The sequence below is a fragment of the Halegenticoccus soli genome, from assembly GCF_002844195.1.
Classification (GTDB): domain Archaea; phylum Halobacteriota; class Halobacteria; order Halobacteriales; family Haloferacaceae; genus Halegenticoccus; species Halegenticoccus soli.
Genome location: NZ_PEND01000005.1, coordinates 58,176 through 77,765, shown reverse-complemented (window position 1 = coordinate 77,765; position 19,590 = coordinate 58,176). Strand labels below are relative to the sequence as shown.

Genomic DNA, 19,590 nt, shown 5'->3' with positions numbered 1-19,590 from the left:
TATACTAGCGTATATTATTGGAGAATCGGAGTCGAGACCTCTCTACCGCCTCCCCGAGCACGGCGTGCTCCCTCCGCGGAACTTCGAACCGCTTTCGGCCGCGTACTGCCGGTCTCACGATATGCGGTTTGATCGCGTTCAGTGATCCCGAACGGACGTCATGCGGGCGAAACGAGCGAAAATCCGCTTTTCGGGGCGTTCGAGGCCGGAGATCCGTCAACTCCAACGACAACCATCGTCGATAGAGCTGGGCTACCGCGTGCTGAACCGAAATCTGTGACGCTCGGGTGTGAAATAGTAGGAACGAATCCGACTGAGAGGCGTCCCGAAGGGACTGGAACGGAGCGTCGTTGCGACCGATGGCTCGTGGATCGTCTGCACGTCGGCCGAACGTTAGTACAATTATTTCCGTAATACTACGTCAGAATATACTGATCTTTCGGTCGGTCAGACAGTCTGGTGGACGGGTCCAAGTACTCGATGAGCCCATCCTCTCGAAGCGGTCGATCCGGTCACGAGGGACCTATCGCACACATGATAAGTGAGTTTCGACGCCCTCCGCGGATGCTGCGCCTTCGGTTGGCCGGGGCCCCTCACCCGCGAGAACGCGTGCGTCCTTCGCGCGGACGGACACTCCAGCCCCGGTCTCCGAAAGTGATACGACGGGGGGACCGCGTTCGATACGCCGCCTGCGCAGCCGGCGCACGCGGTCCGCCGCGCTCTCGCCGAGTCTCCCAGAAACGGCTCGCGCCGCGTCAGGCCGACCACTCTGCGCTCAGCGGGATGACGAAGCCTCCGCCCTCCACGAGAACGTGTTCGTAGCCCCCGCCCGGGTCGGTGGCGTCGGTGAACTCCTTCACCGTCGTCTGATCGCCGAGATCGATCGTCAAGCTGTCGCCGTCGCCTTTCGCGCCCCTGATTTCGTAGGCTCCGTTTTGCATGTCGACGGCGTCGGCGTAGATCCATTCGCCGACGACCCTCTCTGCGACCCGCTCGCCGTCCTCTTCGGGTACGCCTGCCACGCGACGACGCTGCTCGTCGACCGCTACAGCGGCGACTGGCCGGGGTACGCCGTCGAATACCTCCGCGAACGGTACCCGGGGGCGACGGTCGCGTACCTCCCCGGGTGCGGCGGCGACCAGAACCCGTACCCCCGGCGCTCTCTCGAACTGGCGAAACAGCACGGACGGACGATGGCGAACGCGGTCACGGCGGCGGTCGAGGCGGCGAGACGGCCGGTTCGCGGTCCCCTTCGGTTAGTCTACGAAGAGCCGACGCTTCGCTTCGACGGTCCGCCGACGGACGACGAACTGGCGCGGATGCGCGACTCCGACGATCCGTTCTGGTCGCGGCACGGGGAGCTCTTGGCCGAGGAACGGGAACGGACCGGCGACATCCGAACCGAGTACCCGTATCCGATGCAGGCCGTCGGCTTCGGGACCGACCTCACGATGCTCGCGCTCGCGGGCGAGGCGGTCGTCGACTACGCCCTCCTGCTCAAAGACCGGTTCGACGGGCCGCTCTGGGTGGCCGCGTACGCGAACGACGGGTTCACCTACGTCCCGACTGCGCGCGTGCTCTCGCAGGGCGGCTACGAGGGCGGCGAAGTGACGAAGTTCAGACGGTACCCGGGCCGCCTCGACCCCTCGGTCGAAGCCCGGGTGTTACGAAACGCGGAGGCGCTGATCGAACGGGTCCGCTGAGCCTCCGACGGGAGTATCGAGAACGATTCGGACCGTTCCAAACGTAATTGATTGGATCGCTAAAATGGCCGAGGAAACTTCGACGAAAATACACGCCATCAACGTCGGATGTAGCGTTGGATTATCACCTTATTTCGGAATCAACAGTAGAGAATGGACGATTACGGCCCGAAAATCGGACCGCCGATCGTCGGTGGGGTCGGCTGATACGAACAAATATGTCGGTTTTCGATCCTCGCTTCGGTTCGCGGACCAAGCGTTCCGCTTCGGTGCGAAATTCGAGAACCAGGGGAACGAGTACGACGCGGCCGCCGAAGAGTGCCGTCGGTACGCCGACCTTTACAAGCGTTCGGAGTGACGTTCGTGTCGGATCGGGTCGGATTCGATCTCCTGTGTCACAATCACGCTTTCGAATTCCGGGAAGTCGGTGGTACGACCGCCTTCCGTCGGCTGGCGGAACGCACCGACGAGGCGGTCGGTTTCGAGTCGGACATCGGGCTCGCGACGAAAGCCGGTCGAGACCCGGTTTCCCTCCTCTGCGAGTACGGCGATCGGATTCCCGCCGTCCACGTCACCGACACCTTCGTCGACTCGCCCGAACGCGATCTCGTCGAACTCGGCGAGGGCGATGTCGCCCTCGCGCGCTGCGTCGAGGCCGCCCGCGACGCCGGAGTCGAGTGGTTCGTGTTCGAACACGGGCAGTCGACCGACCAGCTCGGGAGCCTTTGACGCGGCGGAGAGCGACTCTCCGCGCTCCTCAACGCGGAACCTGGAGCGCGTATATCCGCACACGACGGCCGCCGCACCGTCGGTCCGAGTCGCCCCCGCCGGACGACTCGGGTAGTCTGCGGGGGCGCGACAGAGCCGGAGATGCTCCGACTCGAATGACTTATTGAGGTTGCCGCTATCCGTTGGGGCGACGCCAGCATGACGAAGGAGCGAGCCATATACGACGAGATCGGTGTCCCGAGAGTCATCAACGCGGCCGGAACGAAAACCCGCATCGGCGGGAGTCTGATACGCCCGGAGGCGGTCGAAGCGATGCGGGACGCGGCCGGGGCGTTCGCCCGCATCTCGGATCTGCAGGCGAGGGCCGGCGAACTCATCCGGGCGTGTACGAACGCCGAAGCGGGGTACGTGGCGAGCGGCGCGGCGGCGGCCATGCTGCTCGGCGCCGCGGCGTGTATCGCGCGCGACGACCCGGGCGTCATGGCGCGGTTGCCCGACACGGAGGGCGTCGCGGACGAGATCGTCATGCCGCGAACGCACCGGACGGGGTACGACCACGCGCTCCGAACCGCCGGGGCGACCATCGTGGACGTCGGGACGAACGATCGACACCTCGGCACGGGATCGGAGAACGTCGAACCGTGGGAGATCGAAGCCGCGATCACGGACGACACGGCGGCCGTCGCCTACGTCCAGAAGGAGTACACGTCCCCGCCGCTCGGCTCCGTGGTCGAGGTCGCACACCGCCACGACGTGCCCGTCATCGTCGACGCCGCCGCCGAACTGCCACCGAAACGGAACCTGTCGCGGTTCGTCGACGCGGGCGCCGACCTCGTCGTCTTCAGCGGCGGGAAGGCGATTCGCGGCCCGCAGTCGACCGGCATCCTCGCCGGACGCGCAGACCTCGTCGAGTCGGCGGCGCTCCAGCACCTCGACATGCACGCCGCGGCCCCCGTCTGGGATCCCCCGCGCGAACTCGTCGACGTCGATTCGCTCGACGGCGTTCCGAGGCAGGGGATCGGTCGGCCGCTGAAAGTCGGCAAGGAGGAGCTCGTCGGGCTCATCCGCGCGCTCGAACGCTTCCTCGAAGAGGACGCGGACGCGCTCCGGCGCGAGTGGACGGAGCGCGTCGAGGCCATGGCGACCCGCGCCGCCGACCTCGAAGGCGTGACGCACGCGATCACCGGCGGCGGCAAGGTCGCCGCGGCGCCCGAACTCCGGCTCACGCTCGACGAGGCTGCCGGGGCCACAGCGGCCGAGCTCGTTCTCGCCCTCCGCCGCGAGAACCCGCGCGTCTTCGTCGGCGCCGACGCCCTCGACGAGGCGACGCTCACCCTCAATCCGATGTGCCTCTCCGACGACGAGGCCGACTACGTCCTCGACCGCATCGAGGCCAACCTCTGATCGCCCGTCGCCGACGCCTTCGCGGAAACGCGAGACAGGCGGACGATCCGCGCGGAGCTCCCGGTGCCGGATCAATACTTATCACGCAGGAGCGGGAGGTACGAGTATGCGAACCGTCGCCATAGTCGGTCGCGGTCGGGCGATCCGCCGCAACGCGGAGCGGTACGAGTGCATCGACGACGTGGCGGTTGGCGGCCTCGTGACTGACGCGCCGACCGAGATTCCGGAGGGCATCGACGCGCCCGCGTACGGAACGCTCGACGAGTCCCTCCGGGAACTCCCCGTAGACGCCGTGGACGTCTGCGGCCCCGCGGCCGAACACCGTTCGACGGTCCGAACCGCGCTCGAAGCGGGTCTGTCGGTCCGCTGCGATCCGCCGCTCGCGTACGCGCGGGAGGACCTCGATTCGCTCGTTTCGACCGCCGACGCCTCGGACGGACGACTGGTAGCGGCGTCGGTCAATCGGTTCTCCCGGCTGTACGGTCGGATGCGCGACCACGCGGAGGGCGGGGGAATCGGGTCGCTCGGAGTCGCCCGGATAAAGCGCACCGCGCCGTCGCCCGACCAGGGCTGGAACGCGTGGTACGTCGCGCTTCGGGCCGCGGAGACGCCGGGTACCGTCCTCGGAGCAGTCGCCGCGCACGACTTCGACGTGCTCCGGTGGCTGTTCGGGCCCATCGACCGCGTGTTCGCGCGCGCCGCCGAAGGGGGCGCCTACGACCACGTACACGTCCTCCTGCGGTTCGAGAACGGCGCGAAGGGGCAGGTCGAAGTCACGTGGTCCGACGCGGCGGTCCCTCCCCGGGTCGAGATCGAACTCGCCGGCGATCACGGCGTCGTTCGGTTCACCGAGGAGGACGCGGTCTCCGTTCGATCCTCCGGGGGCGAGACGATCGACCCGGCCGCTCGCGACGACGATTGTTACGCACGGATGCTCCGGGCGTTCGTCAACCGTTCGGACCGCGCGGCGGACGGAGCTGCGGACGTCTCGGCCGCCGCGGCGGCGACGCGCGCGGTGCTGGCGACCCGTAGATCGATCGCGGAGGGCCGCCCCGTCAGCATCGACGAGGTGAGCGCATGACGACCAGGATCGGGATCTGCTCGACCGCACACGTCAACGCCGAAGTGTACGCGGCGTTACTGGCGAAGATGCCCGGCGTCGAACTCGTCGGACTGAGCGACGAGAATCCGGAGCGGGCGCGGTATCGGGCGAACGCGGTCGGAACGGTGCCCCTCTCGCGCCGGGAGCTCGTGCGGTCCGCGGACGGCGTCCTGGTCTGTTCGTCGACGGCGGCCCACGGCGAGTTGTTCGACCTCGCGCTGACGAACGACGTCGCCGTCCTCTGTGAGAAGCCGCTCGCAACCTCGCTCGCGGAGGCGCGCGAACTCCGCGATCGATGCGAGCGGGAGGGTCTCGTCGCCGGCATGGCGATGCCGCTCAAGTTCAGCCGTCCGATTCGGGCGGCCAAGCGCGCCTACGAGCGAGGCGACCTCGGGACGCTCCTGGCGATCTCCGGGACGAACCGAGGGCGGATGCCCGGCGGGTGGTTCACCGACCCGGACCTCGCCGGCGGCGGCGCGGTCATGGACCACACCGATCACATCGTCGACGTCGTCCACTGGATCACGGGCGAGCGGGTCACCGAGGTGTACGCGGAGATCGGAACGCGCTTTTACGACGTTCCGGTCGAAGACGTGAATCTCCTGTCGATGGAACTCTCCGACGGGACGAGCTTCGTCCTCGACGGCTCGTGGAGTACCCCGATGGAGAACACCTTCTGGGGGGACGCGACGCTGGAACTGATCGGCAGCGACGACGTCGTCACCGCCGACTGCTTCGGCCAGTCGTACACCTGCGTCCGCGACACCGGGCGCGACAAGGGCGTCGAGTCGGTCTTCTGGGGCGCGGATCCCAACAACGCGCTCCTCAGAGACTTCATCGGTGCGCTCGAAACGGGCCGCGAACCGATGACGCCGCTGTCGGACGGGGTGAAAACCGTCCGGGTCATGGAGGCGGCGTACGAATCGGCGGCGCGCGACGAGCCAGTCGAGATTTCGTACTGACGCCGGGGTCCACGATCCGGCTACGGCGTTCGTTCGGGGCGGCGCAGTCGCTCGGCCGTGGACTCCACCGCGACCGGTTCGCCGCGCTCCGCGGACTCGTAGGCGGCTTCGACGACGGCCACGTCGTCGAGCGCGTCCGCACCGGTCTTAAGCGGCGGGCGACCCTCGGCGACGGCGTCGACGAAGTCGCGAACCAGCCCTTCGTCGGGGTTCGACCCCCAGTAGACGGAGCGGATGCCTGCGTCGCCGGTGTCGCGCGTCTGTTTGATCGTCTGTCCGAAACAGTTGACGGAGACGACGCCGTCAGTTCCGACCAGCCGGAGCGTGGCGTCCCCCCACGTCTCCCATCGATCCGGCTTGCTCCACGAGCCGTCGAGGACGAAGCTCGTCCCGTCGGAGAGTTCCATCGACAGGAGGTTACAGTCCTCGACCGGGACGTCGTGAAAGCGGGTGTCGATCTCCGCGTACACCTCGCGAACGTCCTCCCCGGTCAACCAGCGCACGGCGTCGACGATGTGCACGGTGTGGTCCACGACGGCGCCGCCGCCCGCCCTCTCCGGGTCGGTGAACCACTCGCCGGGCATGCGGCCGCGGTTCGTTCCGCTGAGGAATCGGACGTCGCCGAGCGCCCCGTCGTCGAGCGCGGCCTTGGCGTTCCGAACGGGTTGGCAGAACCGGAGCGGCATCGCGACGCCGAGGTGAACGCCGGCGCTCTCGCACACCTCCACCATGGCGCGCGCCTCTGTCACCGAGGGCGCGAGGGGTTTCTCGCAGAGAACGTCGACGCCCGCGGCGGCGGCGCGCTCGACCCAGTCGCCGTGATCGGCGTTGGTCGAGCAGACGACGACGCCGTCGACGCGGGCGAGGAGTTCGTCGGGCGCGTAGAAGTCGGTTCCGTACTCGTCCGTCTTCTCCTTCGTCCGCTCCACCTCGTCCCCCTCGGCTGTCACGCCGACGAATTCGGCCCCCTCAAGGCCGTCGAGGCAGGCGGCGTAGGAGTCCGCGTGGAGGTGCGCCGCCGAGCAGATCCCGATGCGCGCGCTCACGCGCCCACCTCCGACAGGTAAACCGGTTCGCCCGACTCGGCCGACTCGACGGCCGCGACCGCGATGCGGATCGCCTCGTACGCGTCCTCCGGCGTGATATCGGGATCCGCGCCCCCCTCGACGCAGGCGATGAAGTGGTCGAGTTCCCGGGTGTACGGGTCGGTCGCGAGCGGACTCCGCGGGATGTGCGCCTCGCCGGCGCCGCCGGGGACGCGCAGCGAGTCGTCCTCCCGGGTGTCGAATTCGAGCGAGCCCTCGTCGCCCGCGAACTCGTACGCGGTCGTGAACGGCGTGTCCTCGGGGTAGGCCCACGACGCCTCGACGTGGCCGATCGGCCCGTCTTCGAAGCGGAGCAGGACGACCGCGTGCTGTTTCAGGAGTCCGTTCTCCCACTCGGCCGAGCGCGTGAACACGCGCTCGACGTCGCCCGCGACCCAGCGCAGGAAGTCGAAATCGTGAATCGCCATGTCGAAGAGGACGCCGCCGCTGCGCTCCTTGTCGCTGTACCAGTTGTCGCTGCCGTGCGCCGGCGGCGACGAGAGGCGCTCGGCCCGCAGCGTCCCCGGCGCTCCGATCTCGCCCGCGTCGATGCGCCGTTTCGCCTCCGCGTACTCCGGGAAGTAGCGGAGCACGTGCCCCGTCATGAACGTCACGCCGGTTCGCTCGGTCGCGTCGATCACGGCGGCTGCCTCTTCGAGCGTCCGCGCCATGGGCTTCTCGCAGAACACGTCGAGCCCCCGCTCCGCGGCCGCTTCGACGAGCGGCCGGTGGCTCGGCGTCGGCGTGCACACGTCGACGACCGAGACGTCGGCGGCGTCCATCATCTCTTCGGCGTCCGCGTACACGTCCGCTTCCGGGACGTGCTCTTCGACGAACGCGTCCCGGCTCTCGTCGAGCGACGCGACCGCCGTCACCTCCGCGTCCGGTATGTGCTGATAGCTGTTAGCGTGTGTCGCGGCCATGAAGCCACTCCCCACTAAGCCGACTTGCTGCATCGAATCACCGTGTGGAAGGAATCGTAATAAATCTTTGTTCGGATCGACGAGCGACGCGGCGGGGTCGTCGGCCCTCGCGGAGTCAGATGTTGGACCACGTCGTGGAATTCCTCCCCGAGGCGAAGCCGAGCCCGGCGAACCGACCGTCCTCGTTGATGACGGAGCGGACGATTCCCGGATCTTCTACCAGGTGACACTCCAGGTAGCTCCCCCGCGCGCGACCGCCGCCGGTGCGCGCGATGTCGAGCACCTCGAGGAACTCCCACTCGCGGAGGAGGTCGTGCACGCGGCGCTTCGAGAGCACTTCGAGCGCGGCGTCGGCGCAGATCTGCTCGTACGCCTCGTAGATCTCCTTCGTTCTGAACGCGCGCGACTTCTCGGTCAGCGCGAGCGAGACGACGGCCAGCAGCACGGCCTTCTGCTGATTGGTCGCCCCGACGAGGAGTTCGTGGAACCGGTCCCTTTCGGCCCGCTCGCTCGCTTCGCGAACGTGCTCCACCTCTACGGTCCTCGCCCCGGCGCTGCGCGCGATTTCCCCCGCGTGGCGGAGCAGGTCGATGGCTTTCCGGGCGTCGCCGTGCTCCTCGGCCGCGAGCTTTGCGCACTCGCCGACGACGCTGCCGCTGAGGGCGTTCTCACGGAACGCGTCGACGCGGTTGCGCATGATTTCGCTCAGCTCGTCCACGTCGTACGGTTTGAAGACGATCTCGCGCTCCCGAAGGCTGCTCTTGACGCGCTCCCGCAGGCGGTCCCTGTACCCGATCTTGTTGCTGATGCCGACGATACCGACGGAACACCGGTCGAGCTTCCCGGCTTCGGTCGCCCGCGAAAGTTGCATGAGGACGTCGTCGGCGTCGAGGCGGTCGATCTCGTCGAGGACGACGAGCGCGACGTCGTAGCTCGAATCGAGAACGGTCCACAGGCGCTCGTAGTACCGCGACCGGCCCAGACCGGTGTCCGGAACGTCGATCCCCGTCTCGTCCGGATCGTTCAACCCCTTCGCGAGGGCCCGCACCGCTCGGGTTTCGGTGTCCTCCTGCGAGCAATCGACGACGATCCGGCCGATCTCGACGCCGTTTTCGGCCGCGACCTGCTGACAGCGGCGCGTCGCGTACTTCGCGCACAGCGACTTTCCAGTTCCCGTCTTCCCGTAGAGGAAGACGTTGTTCGGCGAGCCCCCGGAGAGAGCGGGGTTGAGCGCCGCGGCCAGTCGGCGGATCTCTTCGTTCCGTCCGACGATACGAGTCGATCGGGGGACGTACCCGGTGTCGAGGAGATCCTCCCGCGAGAAGATGCTGTTGCGGACAGTGAAGACGTCCTCGATCGCGTCCGCGTTTTCGATCCGTCCGTCCCGGCGTGCCATGGAATACCGTACCCGAACGACCGTCTTAAACTCTCGGGTCGGTTCCGGCGATCGGTGCGACCCGTTCGCAATCGCGAAACGCCCCCGTCGTTCCCCGACCCCCCTCGTTTCACCTGTATCTGTTTACACCCCTACTCCTGTAATCGGGCGAGAGACGCTCGCGAGCGTCCCCGATCTCGCGGATCGGGCTCGGTACTCTTCGCGAATCGGGCTCGGTGCTCTTCGCGGATCGGTCCAGAAAGCGGCGCGTGACCGCGCGACGGCGCGTCGATCTCGGGGGCGCGAGAAACGGTCGGTGACCGGCGGCCGCGCGTTATCCGAGGTACTCCTCGGCCGCGCGGTGGAGCGGGACGAACCCTTCGGCGTACTCGACGCCCCGCGTTCGTCCGAGCGTGCGAGCCTCCGCGCGGACGCCCTCGACGAGTCCGTCGAACTCGGCGTCGATGCCCCCGTGTTCCTCCAGCCACTCCACCTGCGATTCGTGTCGAAGGATCGCCTCTTCCTTCGTCTCCTGGTGCTCGCTGACGTCGACGTACACTTCGGGCTCGAACGACGAGGTCGGCTTTCCGAAGTAGTACACGTTCTCCGGCTCCCACGGTTCGTGGTCGGTTTCGGCGAGCGGCAGCGAGGTCATGTAGTAGGCGTCGGTGACCAGCCGGGACGTCACTCGGTGGTCGGGGTGCATGTCGTCGCGGTAGTGGGTGAGAACGAGGTCGGGTCGAAGCTCGCGGACGAGGTCGACGATCCGGAGGCGGCGTTCGAGCGAGTACGTGATCCGGCCGTCCTTGAAGTCGAGGAACTCGGTGGCAGCGCCGAGAGTCTCCGCGGCCGCCTCGGCTTCGGCCTCTCTCGTCGCCGCGAGTTCGTCCTCGGAGACGTCGAACCCGCCGTACTCGCCCCGGGTCATGTAGACGATCGTCACGTCGTCGCCGCGGTCGGCGTGTTTCGCGAGCGTTCCGCCGCAGAAGATGTCCGCGTCGTCCGGGTGAGCGACTATGGCTACCAGATCCATACGCTTGGATCCGAGATTCGAGTAATAAATCTTGTGCCGGCGCGGCGCGCGCCGATCCGGGACCGGCCCCTCCGGGATTCGCCGCTCCGTCGCGAACCGGCGCTCTCCTCGATCTCCGCGCGGAACGGAGTCGACGGCGACGATACACTTATTACTCACATGGCAAATCCTCGAAACGCCATGCAAGCAGTGGTTACGGACGGCGAGGGAAACGTGTGGGACGAGGATCGCCCGCGGCCCGAACCCGAGCGGGGCGAGGCGCTGGTTCGCGTTCGCGCGGTGGGTATCTGCGGAAGCGACGTCGGACTCATCGAGGGTGAGGGGCCGCCCTGGACGAGCTACCCGCTCGTTCCCGGACACGAGGTGTGCGCCGAGGTCGTCGAGGTCGGGGAGGGCGTCGACTCGCTCGACGTGGGCGACCGCGTCGCGCTCCACGGGTTCATCTACTGCGGCACCTGCGAGGCGTGCCGCGCAGGGCGGTACTACCAGTGCGACGACCTCGAGGAGGTCGGCTTCACCGTCGACGGCGGCTACCGCGAGTACGCCGCGCTCCCCGCGTACACGCTCACGCCGCTGCCGGACGACGTGTCCGATCTCGAAGCGACCCAGATCGACTCCGCGGCGTGCACGCTTCACGGGGTGCAGCGCGTGTCGACGTCGTTCGACGATACGGCCGCCGTTCTGGGGCCGGGGTCGCTCGGACTGTACGGCGTCCAGCTGCTCCGGGCGCGGGGCGTGAAGGACGTCGCGCTCACGGGTACCCGCGACGAGCGTCTCGCCGTCGGCGAGGACCACGGCGCGACGCTCACGATCAACGTCCGAAAGGAGGATCCGGTCGAGCGGCTCGTGGCCTACACCGACGGGGAGGGCGTCGACCTCTGCGTCGAAGCCGCGGGCGCCGGAGAGGTCGTCGACACGTGCCTCAAGGTCACGAAAAAGCGCGGGAGCGTCGTTCTCACCGGCGTGTTCGGCGATCGGAAGGAGATCGACCCGAACGACATCGTGTCGAAGGAGCTGAAGGTGGTCGGCGGGGTCACGGCCTCGCACGCCGTCGGAGAGGTCGTCGAACTCTTCCGGCGCGGCGACCTCTCCATCGACGGCATCGTCACCCACGAGTTCCCCCTCGACCGCTACGACGAGGCGCTCGAAGCCGTGCGAGAGCGGCGGGACGGCGTCATCAAGGCCGTCCTGCGCCCCTGATCGATGACGCGCGCGTCGCTGGCGGGCGAGTCCCGGAGCACGATCTCGTTCGAGGTGAAGGATCCTCACCCCTCGACAGCGGCGATAACCTCGATCTCGACGTGGATGTCGACGGGGAGTTCGACGACCTGAACCGCGCTTCGCGCGGGGTACGGGTCGCTCACGTACGCTGCGTATACCTCGTTGACGGCGTCGTAGTGATCCATGTCGGTGAGGAACACCGTCGCCTTGACGGCGTTGTCGATCGAGGTGCCGGCCGCGGCGAGGATCGTGGCGACGTTTTCGAGCGTCCGCCGCGTCTGCTCTCTGACGTCCTCGCTCGCGATCTCGCCGGTGTCGGGGTCGATGGGTCCCTGCCCGGACACGTACACGGTGTCGCCGTGGCGGACGGCTTGCGAGAACGGGCCGATGCTCGGAGGCGCGTCGTCGGTGCTGATCTCTTGCATAGCGGCTTGCTCTGCTCTCGGATCCGGCAAAAGTCTTTCTCGGCGGCGCTGTCGCCCGGTCAGCTCGGGAGGCGATCCGAAGCTCGTCGGCGCAATCCGCGCCGACGAGCGAATCCAACTGTCGCGCGGTCGCCGTCGGTGTTGCGCGGTCACCGTCGGTGTCGAGCGGTCGCCGTCACGCGAAAATCCGACGGAGGTTCGCCAGCAGCTGCGGCGGCATCTGATCGGGGTACGTCTCGTACGGCGGGACTTCGGCCGTTATCCACCCGTCGTAGCCGACGTCGGCCAGGGCTCGGGTGATTTCCCCCCACGCGAGGTTCCCCTGGAGGGGGTAGGTGAACCCCTCGATGGTGTCGACGTCGGTCCGGTAGTCCTTGACGTGAATCCGCGCGACGCGGTCGCCCAGGATGCGGATCCACTGCTCGGGCCGTCCGAACCGCCTGACGTTACCCGCGTCGAAGTACGCGCCCACGGGACCGGCCTCGGCGGCGGCGTCGACGAACGACGCGAACTCCAGCGGCGAGAGGAGGAAGTCGTTCCACACGTTCTCAACCGCGATCGTGACGCCGTACTCCGAACCGCGCCTCGCGAGCGTCCTGACGGCCTCCAGCCCCCGATCGTACGCCTCGTCGTACGGGGTGTCGCCGTCGACGACCCCCGGAACGATGAGAACGGCCTCCGCGCCGACCCTCGCGGCGACCTCGATCATCCGCTCGCCGATCTCGACGCCGCGGTCGCGCGTTTTCCCGTCCGGACTCGACAGGGGAAACTCCCAGTGGAGCGTCGTGGAGACGGCGGGAACCCCGACTCCCGCCCGGTTCGCTTCCGCCGCGAAAGCGGCCACGCGGTCGTCGTCCCACAGCGGCCCGTCGGCGGTCACGTTCGGTTCGACGCCGTCGTACCCGGCGTCCGCGAGGAACGACAGGTTCTCGAGGAGGTCCTCGTACGGGAAGCCTACCTGGTTGAGAGCGAACTTCATGGTGTCACCGGTTTCAGCGTAAACGGAAATACCTTCGGACGCGATCGGGGGCACTGTTCAGAGACGGACGTTACCGCCGGCGGTTTCGTGGAGTCGCTCAGCCGTCAGCCCTGTGGATTGAAAGGGCGAGGGCGGGTCGGCGACCCCCGGCGACGCAAGCACGTGAGCGACCGCCGGGAGCGACCGCGCGCAGCGAGCCGCGGGAGTCGACCCGCCCGAGGGCTTTCTGGTAGTCCCCGATGGAGCTCCTCGCGGTAACTGCGTATCTGAACACTACCCGGCGTTAGCACCCGTGCATTTATTATTACCAATTACGATGCGCTACGGTAGTGAGTCCGCGATGGGTAAACTAGAGATCCGTCACCTTCGAAAGGTCTTCGAGGACGACAGCCGGCCGATCGTCGCGGTGGACGACCTCGACATCGACGTCGACGACGGGGAGTTTCTCGTCCTCGTCGGTCCGTCGGGCTGCGGGAAGTCGACGACGCTCCGGTGCGTTGCGGGGCTAGAGACGGTGAGCGAGGGAGAGATTCTCCTCGACGACGAACCGATCACGAACCAGCCGCCGACGGAGCGCGACATCGCCATGGTGTTCCAGAACTACGCGCTGTATCCGCACATGACCGCCCGGGACAACATGGCGTTCGGCCTGAAGATGTCCACCGACCTCTCGAAGGAGGAGATCGCAGAGCGCGTCGAACGGACGGCGAGGATGATGGACATCCAGGACCTCCTCGACAAAAAGCCGGGCGACCTGTCGGGGGGGCAGCAGCAGCGCGTCGCGCTCGGGCGCGCCATCGTCCGCGAGCCCGAGGTGTTTCTAATGGACGAGCCGCTGTCGAACCTCGACGCGAAGCTCCGGACGACGATGCGGACCGAGTTACAGAACCTCCAGCAGGAGCTCGACATCACGACGATCTACGTGACGCACGACCAGACCGAGGCGATGACGATGGGCGACCGCATCGCCATCCTCAACGACGGCGAGCTCCAGCAGCTGGGGACGCCGCTCGAATGCTACTACGAGCCCGCGAACAGGTTCGTCGCGGGATTCATCGGCTCGCCGTCGATGAACTTCTTCGACGTCGAGCACGCCGACGGGGCGCTCGTGCACGAGGCGTTCCGGTACGATCTCAGCGCCGAAATCCGCGACGAGTTGTCGGTCGCCGACGGTCCGTTGACGATGGGGATCCGTCCGGAAGACGTCGAACTGGCGAGCCCCGACGATGCGAACAGCGTCACCGTTCAGGTGACGGTGACCGAACCGATGGGCGACGTGACGTACGCCTACGTCGAACTCGGCGGCGAAACGTGTACGCTCTGCCTCAGCGGCGAACGGATAATCCAGCCAGGAGCCACCGTCGATATCGCGATGCCGGAGAACAGGATTCACCTCTTCGACGCCGAGACCGGCGACGCGCTGAAGACGCGGAGCGCGACGCGGACGGAGGATCACGGTGTCCGCGCCTGAGTCGGTGCCCGCGTCCGATCGTCCGCTACGTCCCTCTCGCGGGGTCGGTCCTTCGGTCGGCACTCCCGGACGAATTCCTCATGGTGGATGGACTGACAGAGTATCCCAAACATTTATCATGCAAGACTCTCCTCTTCCCGTAAGGTAGCCCATGAGAGAGAACCGCGTGACTCGACGGAAGGCGTTAGCGATCGCTGGAGGAGCCGGGGCGGCCGGGTTGGCCGGTTGTGCCAGCGGCGGCCGGAGCGGCGACTCGGGCCAATCCGATGGGAGCAACTCGGCCACGCTGTGGGCCTGGAACGATCCGGGGCTGTCGCCGATTCGCGAGGAACAGGCGAAGGAGTTCGAGAAGAAGCACGGTCTAGACGGCGTCAACTGGCAGTACTACCCCTTCGACAACTACCTCGCGAAAGCGACGTCGGCGATTCCGGCGGGGAACGCGCCGGACAGCCTCGCCTTGTCCGTTCTTTGGGTTCCCCGCTTCGGCGACAAGGGCGTCGCCGTGAACCTGGAGGAGCACGGTTTTTCGCCCGACGATTACGTCACCGCGGCGCGCAACAACAGCTCGTACGACGGCACGCTGTGGAGCGTTCCCTGGTACGCCGACTGCCGGCTGCTCTGCATCAACAAGCAGATGTTCGAACAGGCCGGCCTCGAGGTTCCCGACCCGTCACACCGGCCGAGCTGGGACGAGTTCGCCAACTGGGTGGAAGAACTGGGGAAGGAACACGGCACCGGCTACTCGATGGCGGCCGGCGAAGGGCTCGACGCGTTCGTCCTCTCGAACGGCAGCGGGTACCTGACCGAAGACGGGTCGAAGGCGGCGATCAACAACGCGGCGGCGGTGGAGGCGGCCGAATTCCTCCAGCCGATGGTCGTCGAAGACGAGCACGTCCTCGCCCGCACGTCCGGGACGACGCACGTCGAGGACTTCCTCAGCGGTCAGGCGCCGATGTTGTATGCCGGGTCGTGGCACTACCCGCGCCTGCGCGACAGCGGCATCGACTGGCAGTACAACCCCCACCCCGGCGGTCCCCGGATCGAAAAGAGCCACACGTGGAGCGCCGGGGTCTACTACTCGGTCCCCAGCCGGGGCGGGGCCGACCAGGAAATCGGCCGCAAGTGGCTCGAATACATCGATTCGATGGAGGTCCAGAAGAACGTCACCAGGGCGATGGGCGGGTTCCCCGGCCGCAAGGACGCCTACGAGACGGACGCGTTCAAGCAGTACCTCGACGACCACCCGAAGCTGAAGGTCGTCGCCCAGGAGATGGAGAACGCCGTGGCGTTTCCCAGCCATCCGGACGTCGGAAAGATGTGGACGGCGGTTCACACGCAGGCCGAGGCGATCTTCCAGGGGACGGATCCGAAGAGCGCCCTCGACAAAGCGGCGGAGGAGATCAACGGCCTGCTCTGAACCATGGCTCAATCGCAAAGCCTCCGACGCATCCGACGACAGCTCACGGGGTACGTACCCGATTTCGCGACCGCGAGCTCGGAAGACGACCTCTCGTGGTACCTCATCGTCTTCCCGAAGGTCCTGCTGTTCAGCGTCGTCCTGTTGGTCCCGTTCGTCGGAGCGTTCTGGATCAGCCTCCACCAGTGGGAGCCGCTCGCGACGCAGCACCCGTTCGTCGGGCTCGACAACTACGTCGCGCTGTTTCGGGATCCGATCTTCTGGGACGCACTCGTCAACACCGCGGGATACAGCCTCGCGCTCATCGCCATCGACGTCCCCATCGCGCTGGGTCTCGCGCTCCTGCTCAACATGAACCTCCGGGGGACGAAGTTCTACTCCGCGGCGATCTTCCTGCCGGTCGTGACGTCGTGGGTGGTCGTCTCGCTCATCTGGTCGTGGCTCTACAACCCGCAGTACGGCCTGATCAACGCGGCTCTCGGTACCGTCGGCCTTCCGCAGCCGGACTGGCTCCAGAGTTCCAAGACGGCGCTGGCGTCCATCGCGCTGATGAGCATCTGGAAGCACGTCGGGTTCAACATGGTCATCTTTCTGGCGGGCCTCAAGGGTATCCCGGACGATTTCTACGAGGCGGCGATCATCGACGGCGCCAACCGGTGGCAGCGCTTTCGCTACATCACGCTTCCGCTCCTGAAGCCGACGTCCTTCTTCGTCGTGGTCGTGACGCTCATCTTCTCGTTCAGGCTGTACACGCAGGTGTACGTGATGACGCAGGGCGGCCCCGTCCACTCGACGTACTCGATCGTCTTTTACTTCTGGGAGCAGGGCTTCCAGCAGTTCAACATGGGGTACGCGAGCGCGATCGCGGTCGTCCTGTTCCTCATCGTGTTCGGGCTGAGCATCGTCCAGCAGCGGACGTGGGGTGATACGGTTGAGTACTGACGGCCTCGACCTCGAGAGCGGTCGACCGTCGGTGAAACTCGAACGCTCGCGGGGGGATTACCTCCGGAAAGGGCTCGCTCACGGGATTTTATTGACCGCGAGCGCCCTGGCGATCATCCCGTTCGCCTGGGCCCTCCTCGCGTCGCTCAAACCGGAGAACAAGATCTTCACGACGATCTTCCGGATCATCCCGGAGGACCCGACGTTCGCCAACTACGTGAACGTCTGGCTCCAAAATCCGCTGGACCGGTGGATCCTCAACAGCCTCGTCATCACCGTCGGGGTCGTGTACTTCACGCTCCTGCTCGACACGCTCGCGGGGTACGCGCTCGCGAAGGGGAAGTTCAGGGGCAAGTCCCTCGTGTACACGCTCGTCATCGGAACGCTCGTCATCCCGCCGCAGGTGGTGCTCGTCCCGCTGTACATCGAGATGAACATGCTGAACTGGTCGAACACCTACTGGGCGGTGATGGTTCTCTACATAGCGAACCCATTCGGGACGTTCATGATGCGCCAGTTCTTCCTCACCATCCCCGACTCGCTCATCGAAGCCGCGCGGATGGACGGTTGCAGCACGCTCCAGACGTACACGCGCATCATGCTCCCGCTCGCCAAGCCGGCGCTCTCGTCGCTGGGCGTGTTCACGTTCATCTTCACGTGGGGGGCGTTCCTCTGGCCGCTCATCATTCTCGACGACGGGGCCATGTACCCCCTTCAGGTCGGGATCGGCCTCCTCACGGGGAGGTACTCCTCGCAGTGGGGGCAGCTCCTCGCGGCGGCGATCCTCGCCGCGCTCCCGGTGCTGGCCGCGTACCTGCTAGCCCAGCGGACGTTCATGGAGGGCATCGCCCTCTCGGGGGGGAAAGGGTAGATGGCTCACCTTCCGCTCCTGCTGTCGGTCGCGTTGAAGCTCGGGTACGCCGGCGAGAATCAGCCGATCGTCGGCGGCGCGTTAGTCTTCCTCGCCGCCGCAGCCGGCGTCCTGTACCTGTCGTTCGTCCGCGAGGAGATGGACGCCGGTCCGGCGCTCAAAGTCGGCGGCTTCCTGCTGCTCGCGCTCGCCGTCCTCGCGTACTTCTGGCCGATGCGGCCCTGGCCGCACTGAGATTTTAGCTCTTTTCGAGAGACCGGTAGAGATCGTTTCTTCCGTCGATTCGAACTCGAAGCTTCTCAGAGCCACATTCATAGGCACATTAATTGTTGGAGATGCCCGTGAAAGGCGGCGCCGGTGCTACGTCGAGATACGAGCGACGAATTCGCCCGAATGGGCCTGAAAGTTCCGGTTACGAGGAGAAACGGCGAGTCTGCCACCTATCAGAATATTCTCGTTGTTTCGAATGGGATAAAATCTGGTTGGGAAGATTTTCGCCAGTTATTTCCGATCTTTAGCTCTAACTGGAGCCAAAATAAGCAGTAGCATATCGTTCTACTGGGAATGATTGGGCGCATTCAAAATTTGTACGATTACTTATGTTCAATTTGAGCGCCCTACGGTCAACCAGCGATCAGCTAACCAGAGCATACAAAGTACCCGAGTAGATCGTCGAACGTACGCCACCGGCCAGCTTCAGACGCCAATCAGCGGGAGAGGGCCCCTATCGTCGGTGGATCGCGTCGTGTTTGTCGGATTCGTCCCACGACTGTAGTCGTGGGCTTTCTCCTCGATTCTGTGTGATCGACGACGGTGCTGTGACCGATGGAGACATCGTCGCCGATCTCGCCGCCGTGGAGCATCGTGAACTCCTGGACGTTACACTCCTCGCCGACGACCGTCGGAACTCCCGGTTCGTCCCTGCGCAGACAGACGAAGGGCCAGATACTCGTTCGATCTCCCACCGCGACATCGCCGGTGAGGGAGGTCATCTTCGAGATGAACGCCGACTCGGCGACCGTCGGTTCCGCACCGGAAATCGCTTCTCGCATGACCGGAGCCTCTCGAAGAGGGGACACAATCCGACCGGGGAGAGAAGAGACGCTCGCGAGTCACCGTCCCGTAAACTCCGGGTCGCGTTTATCGCGGAAAGCTTCGATCCCCTCCGCGTGGTCGCGTGTCTCGATAAGGGTACTCTGAGCGAGCGACTCCAACAACCCCGCGGTTCGCGTGTCCGTGTCCCGGGCGGCGTTGACCACGCGTTTTGCCAGCCCGAGTGCCTGAGGCGGTCGGGTGAGCAACGATTCGGCGTATTCCCGCGCCGCCGCGTCGGGGTTCTCGGCGACTCGTTCCGCGACGCCGAGCTCGGATGCCGTCTCGCCGTCGAACAGTTCGCCGGTGAAAATGAGGTCTTTGGCCTTGCCCGGTCCGACTAACTGGACGAACCGCGAGCAGCCGCCGAGGCCAGGGATCAGCCCGATGTTGTGCTCCGGAAAGCCGAGCGTGGCATCGGGCGCGACGATCCGAACGTCGCAGGCCAAGGCCAGTTCGAGCCCGCCGCCGACGCACGTGCCGTCGATCGCCGCGAGTACCGGTTTCTCCAGCTCTTCGATGCCGGAGAAGACCCGGCCGAGAATCCGGGAATTCGCGCGGAACTCCGCGGTCGTCCACTCCTGGGCCTCCTCGAACAACCCGACGTCCGCGCCGACCGAGAACACGTCCTCCGCGCCGGCGAAGACGCCGACGCGGACGCGCTCTTCGCGAAGTATGTCGAGTGCGTCCGAAAGTTCGTATCGAACCGTCTGGCTGATCGCGTTAACCGGGTCGTTCGCGAGCCGCACCGTCGCGATTCCGTCGTCGACAGTGACGTCGAGGGTATCGAAGCTCATCGCCCGGACCAACCGCGGCAAGTACCATTACTATATGGGTCAGGCGAGAGCGCTTCGCG

General features: G+C 66.3%; 20 protein-coding genes. 11 read left to right on the top strand and 9 right to left on the bottom strand.

Annotated features, from left to right (window positions below; genetic code table 11):
- Positions 1-755: 755 nt before the first annotated feature.
- Positions 756-941, bottom strand: a complete 186-nt coding sequence (locus CNO20_RS14330; RefSeq protein ID WP_101296821.1) for a hypothetical protein — start codon at positions 939-941, stop codon at positions 756-758.
- On the opposite strand from CNO20_RS14330, the gene CNO20_RS14325 reads away from it, so the two are divergent.
- The 5 genes from CNO20_RS14325 (at position 936) to CNO20_RS14305 (ending at position 5,900) form a co-directional block, all read left to right on the top strand.
- A complete protein-coding gene (locus CNO20_RS14325) occupies positions 936-1,703 on the top strand; it encodes a hypothetical protein (RefSeq protein ID WP_101296820.1) in 768 nt (255 codons plus the stop codon). The two genes, CNO20_RS14330 and CNO20_RS14325, sit on opposite strands and share 6 nt — an antisense overlap.
- 363 nt (positions 1,704-2,066) lie before the next feature.
- Entirely contained in the window at positions 2,067-2,432 is a 366-nt protein-coding gene (locus CNO20_RS14320; RefSeq protein WP_158237417.1) for a sugar phosphate isomerase/epimerase family protein, read from the top strand.
- A gap of 198 nt (positions 2,433-2,630) precedes the next feature.
- Positions 2,631-3,836: an aminotransferase class V-fold PLP-dependent enzyme gene (locus tag CNO20_RS14315; RefSeq protein ID WP_101296818.1), complete on the top strand. Its 1,206-nt coding sequence runs from the start codon at positions 2,631-2,633 to the stop codon at positions 3,834-3,836.
- A gap of 106 nt (positions 3,837-3,942) precedes the next feature.
- Complete coding sequence (locus CNO20_RS14310; protein ID WP_101296817.1) at positions 3,943-4,917, top strand: Gfo/Idh/MocA family protein; 975 nt, start codon at positions 3,943-3,945, stop codon at positions 4,915-4,917.
- The gene (locus tag CNO20_RS14305) at positions 4,914-5,900 is read left to right on the top strand and encodes a Gfo/Idh/MocA family protein (protein ID WP_101296816.1); all 987 of its coding nucleotides are present in this window, start codon (positions 4,914-4,916) and stop codon (positions 5,898-5,900) included. The genes CNO20_RS14310 and CNO20_RS14305 overlap by 4 nt, the downstream gene beginning before the upstream one ends.
- Positions 5,901-5,920: 20 nt before the next feature.
- Here the strand turns inward: CNO20_RS14305 and CNO20_RS14300 are convergent, their stop codons facing one another.
- The 4 genes from CNO20_RS14300 to CNO20_RS14285 all read right to left on the bottom strand — a co-directional run bounded on the left by CNO20_RS14300 (position 5,921) and on the right by CNO20_RS14285 (position 10,316).
- A complete protein-coding gene (locus CNO20_RS14300) occupies positions 5,921-6,946 on the bottom strand; it encodes a Gfo/Idh/MocA family protein (RefSeq protein ID WP_101296815.1) in 1,026 nt (341 codons plus the stop codon).
- Positions 6,943-7,941 (bottom strand): Gfo/Idh/MocA family protein, encoded by a 999-nt coding sequence (locus CNO20_RS14295; RefSeq protein WP_101296814.1) that lies wholly within the window; start codon positions 7,939-7,941, stop codon positions 6,943-6,945. The genes CNO20_RS14300 and CNO20_RS14295 overlap by 4 nt, the downstream gene beginning before the upstream one ends.
- An 82-nt stretch (positions 7,942-8,023) precedes the next feature.
- Positions 8,024-9,304, bottom strand: a complete 1,281-nt coding sequence (locus CNO20_RS14290) for a Cdc6/Cdc18 family protein (RefSeq protein WP_101296813.1) — start codon at positions 9,302-9,304, stop codon at positions 8,024-8,026.
- Between the two features lie 313 nt (positions 9,305-9,617).
- Positions 9,618-10,316: a PIG-L deacetylase family protein gene (locus tag CNO20_RS14285; RefSeq protein ID WP_101296812.1), complete on the bottom strand. Its 699-nt coding sequence runs from the start codon at positions 10,314-10,316 to the stop codon at positions 9,618-9,620.
- Between the two features lie 180 nt (positions 10,317-10,496).
- Between CNO20_RS14285 and CNO20_RS14280 the strand changes: the two genes are divergently transcribed.
- Entirely contained in the window at positions 10,497-11,516 is a 1,020-nt protein-coding gene (locus CNO20_RS14280; protein ID WP_101296811.1) for a zinc-dependent alcohol dehydrogenase, read from the top strand.
- Positions 11,517-11,581: 65 nt separating this feature from the next.
- Here CNO20_RS14280 and CNO20_RS14275 read toward each other — a convergent pair whose 3' ends face one another.
- Both CNO20_RS14275 and CNO20_RS14270 read right to left on the bottom strand, forming a co-directional pair.
- Positions 11,582-11,962, bottom strand: coding sequence for a Rid family detoxifying hydrolase (locus CNO20_RS14275; protein ID WP_101296810.1), 381 nt, complete (start codon positions 11,960-11,962; stop codon positions 11,582-11,584).
- Between the two features lie 175 nt (positions 11,963-12,137).
- On the bottom strand, positions 12,138-12,941 hold the full coding sequence (locus tag CNO20_RS14270) for a sugar phosphate isomerase/epimerase family protein (protein WP_101296809.1): 804 nt from the start codon (positions 12,939-12,941) through the stop codon (positions 12,138-12,140).
- A 340-nt stretch (positions 12,942-13,281) separates the two neighbouring features.
- On the opposite strand from CNO20_RS14270, the gene CNO20_RS14265 reads away from it, so the two are divergent.
- The 5 genes from CNO20_RS14265 to CNO20_RS14245 all read left to right on the top strand — a co-directional run bounded on the left by CNO20_RS14265 (position 13,282) and on the right by CNO20_RS14245 (position 17,876).
- Positions 13,282-14,412, top strand: coding sequence for an ABC transporter ATP-binding protein (locus tag CNO20_RS14265; RefSeq protein ID WP_101296808.1), 1,131 nt, complete (start codon positions 13,282-13,284; stop codon positions 14,410-14,412).
- 151 nt (positions 14,413-14,563) lie between these two features.
- The gene (locus CNO20_RS14260) at positions 14,564-15,829 is read left to right on the top strand and encodes an extracellular solute-binding protein (RefSeq protein WP_101296807.1); all 1,266 of its coding nucleotides are present in this window, start codon (positions 14,564-14,566) and stop codon (positions 15,827-15,829) included.
- Between the two features lie 3 nt (positions 15,830-15,832).
- A complete protein-coding gene (locus tag CNO20_RS14255) occupies positions 15,833-16,771 on the top strand; it encodes a carbohydrate ABC transporter permease (RefSeq protein ID WP_101296806.1) in 939 nt (312 codons plus the stop codon).
- Entirely contained in the window at positions 16,752-17,642 is an 891-nt protein-coding gene (locus CNO20_RS14250; protein WP_233204210.1) for a carbohydrate ABC transporter permease, read from the top strand. Before CNO20_RS14255 ends, CNO20_RS14250 begins: the two co-directional genes overlap by 20 nt.
- Positions 17,643-17,876 carry a hypothetical protein gene (locus CNO20_RS14245; protein ID WP_101296805.1) on the top strand — a complete coding sequence of 78 codons (234 nt, stop codon included), beginning with the start codon at positions 17,643-17,645 and terminating at the stop codon, positions 17,874-17,876.
- Between the two features lie 473 nt (positions 17,877-18,349).
- Here the strand turns inward: CNO20_RS14245 and CNO20_RS14240 are convergent, their stop codons facing one another.
- Together CNO20_RS14240 and CNO20_RS14235 are read right to left on the bottom strand one after the other, a co-directional pair.
- Positions 18,350-18,694: a hypothetical protein gene (locus CNO20_RS14240; protein ID WP_101296804.1), complete on the bottom strand. Its 345-nt coding sequence runs from the start codon at positions 18,692-18,694 to the stop codon at positions 18,350-18,352.
- Positions 18,695-18,754: 60 nt separating this feature from the next.
- Entirely contained in the window at positions 18,755-19,531 is a 777-nt protein-coding gene (locus tag CNO20_RS14235; RefSeq protein WP_101296803.1) for an enoyl-CoA hydratase/isomerase family protein, read from the bottom strand.
- Positions 19,532-19,590 lie beyond the last annotated feature (59 nt).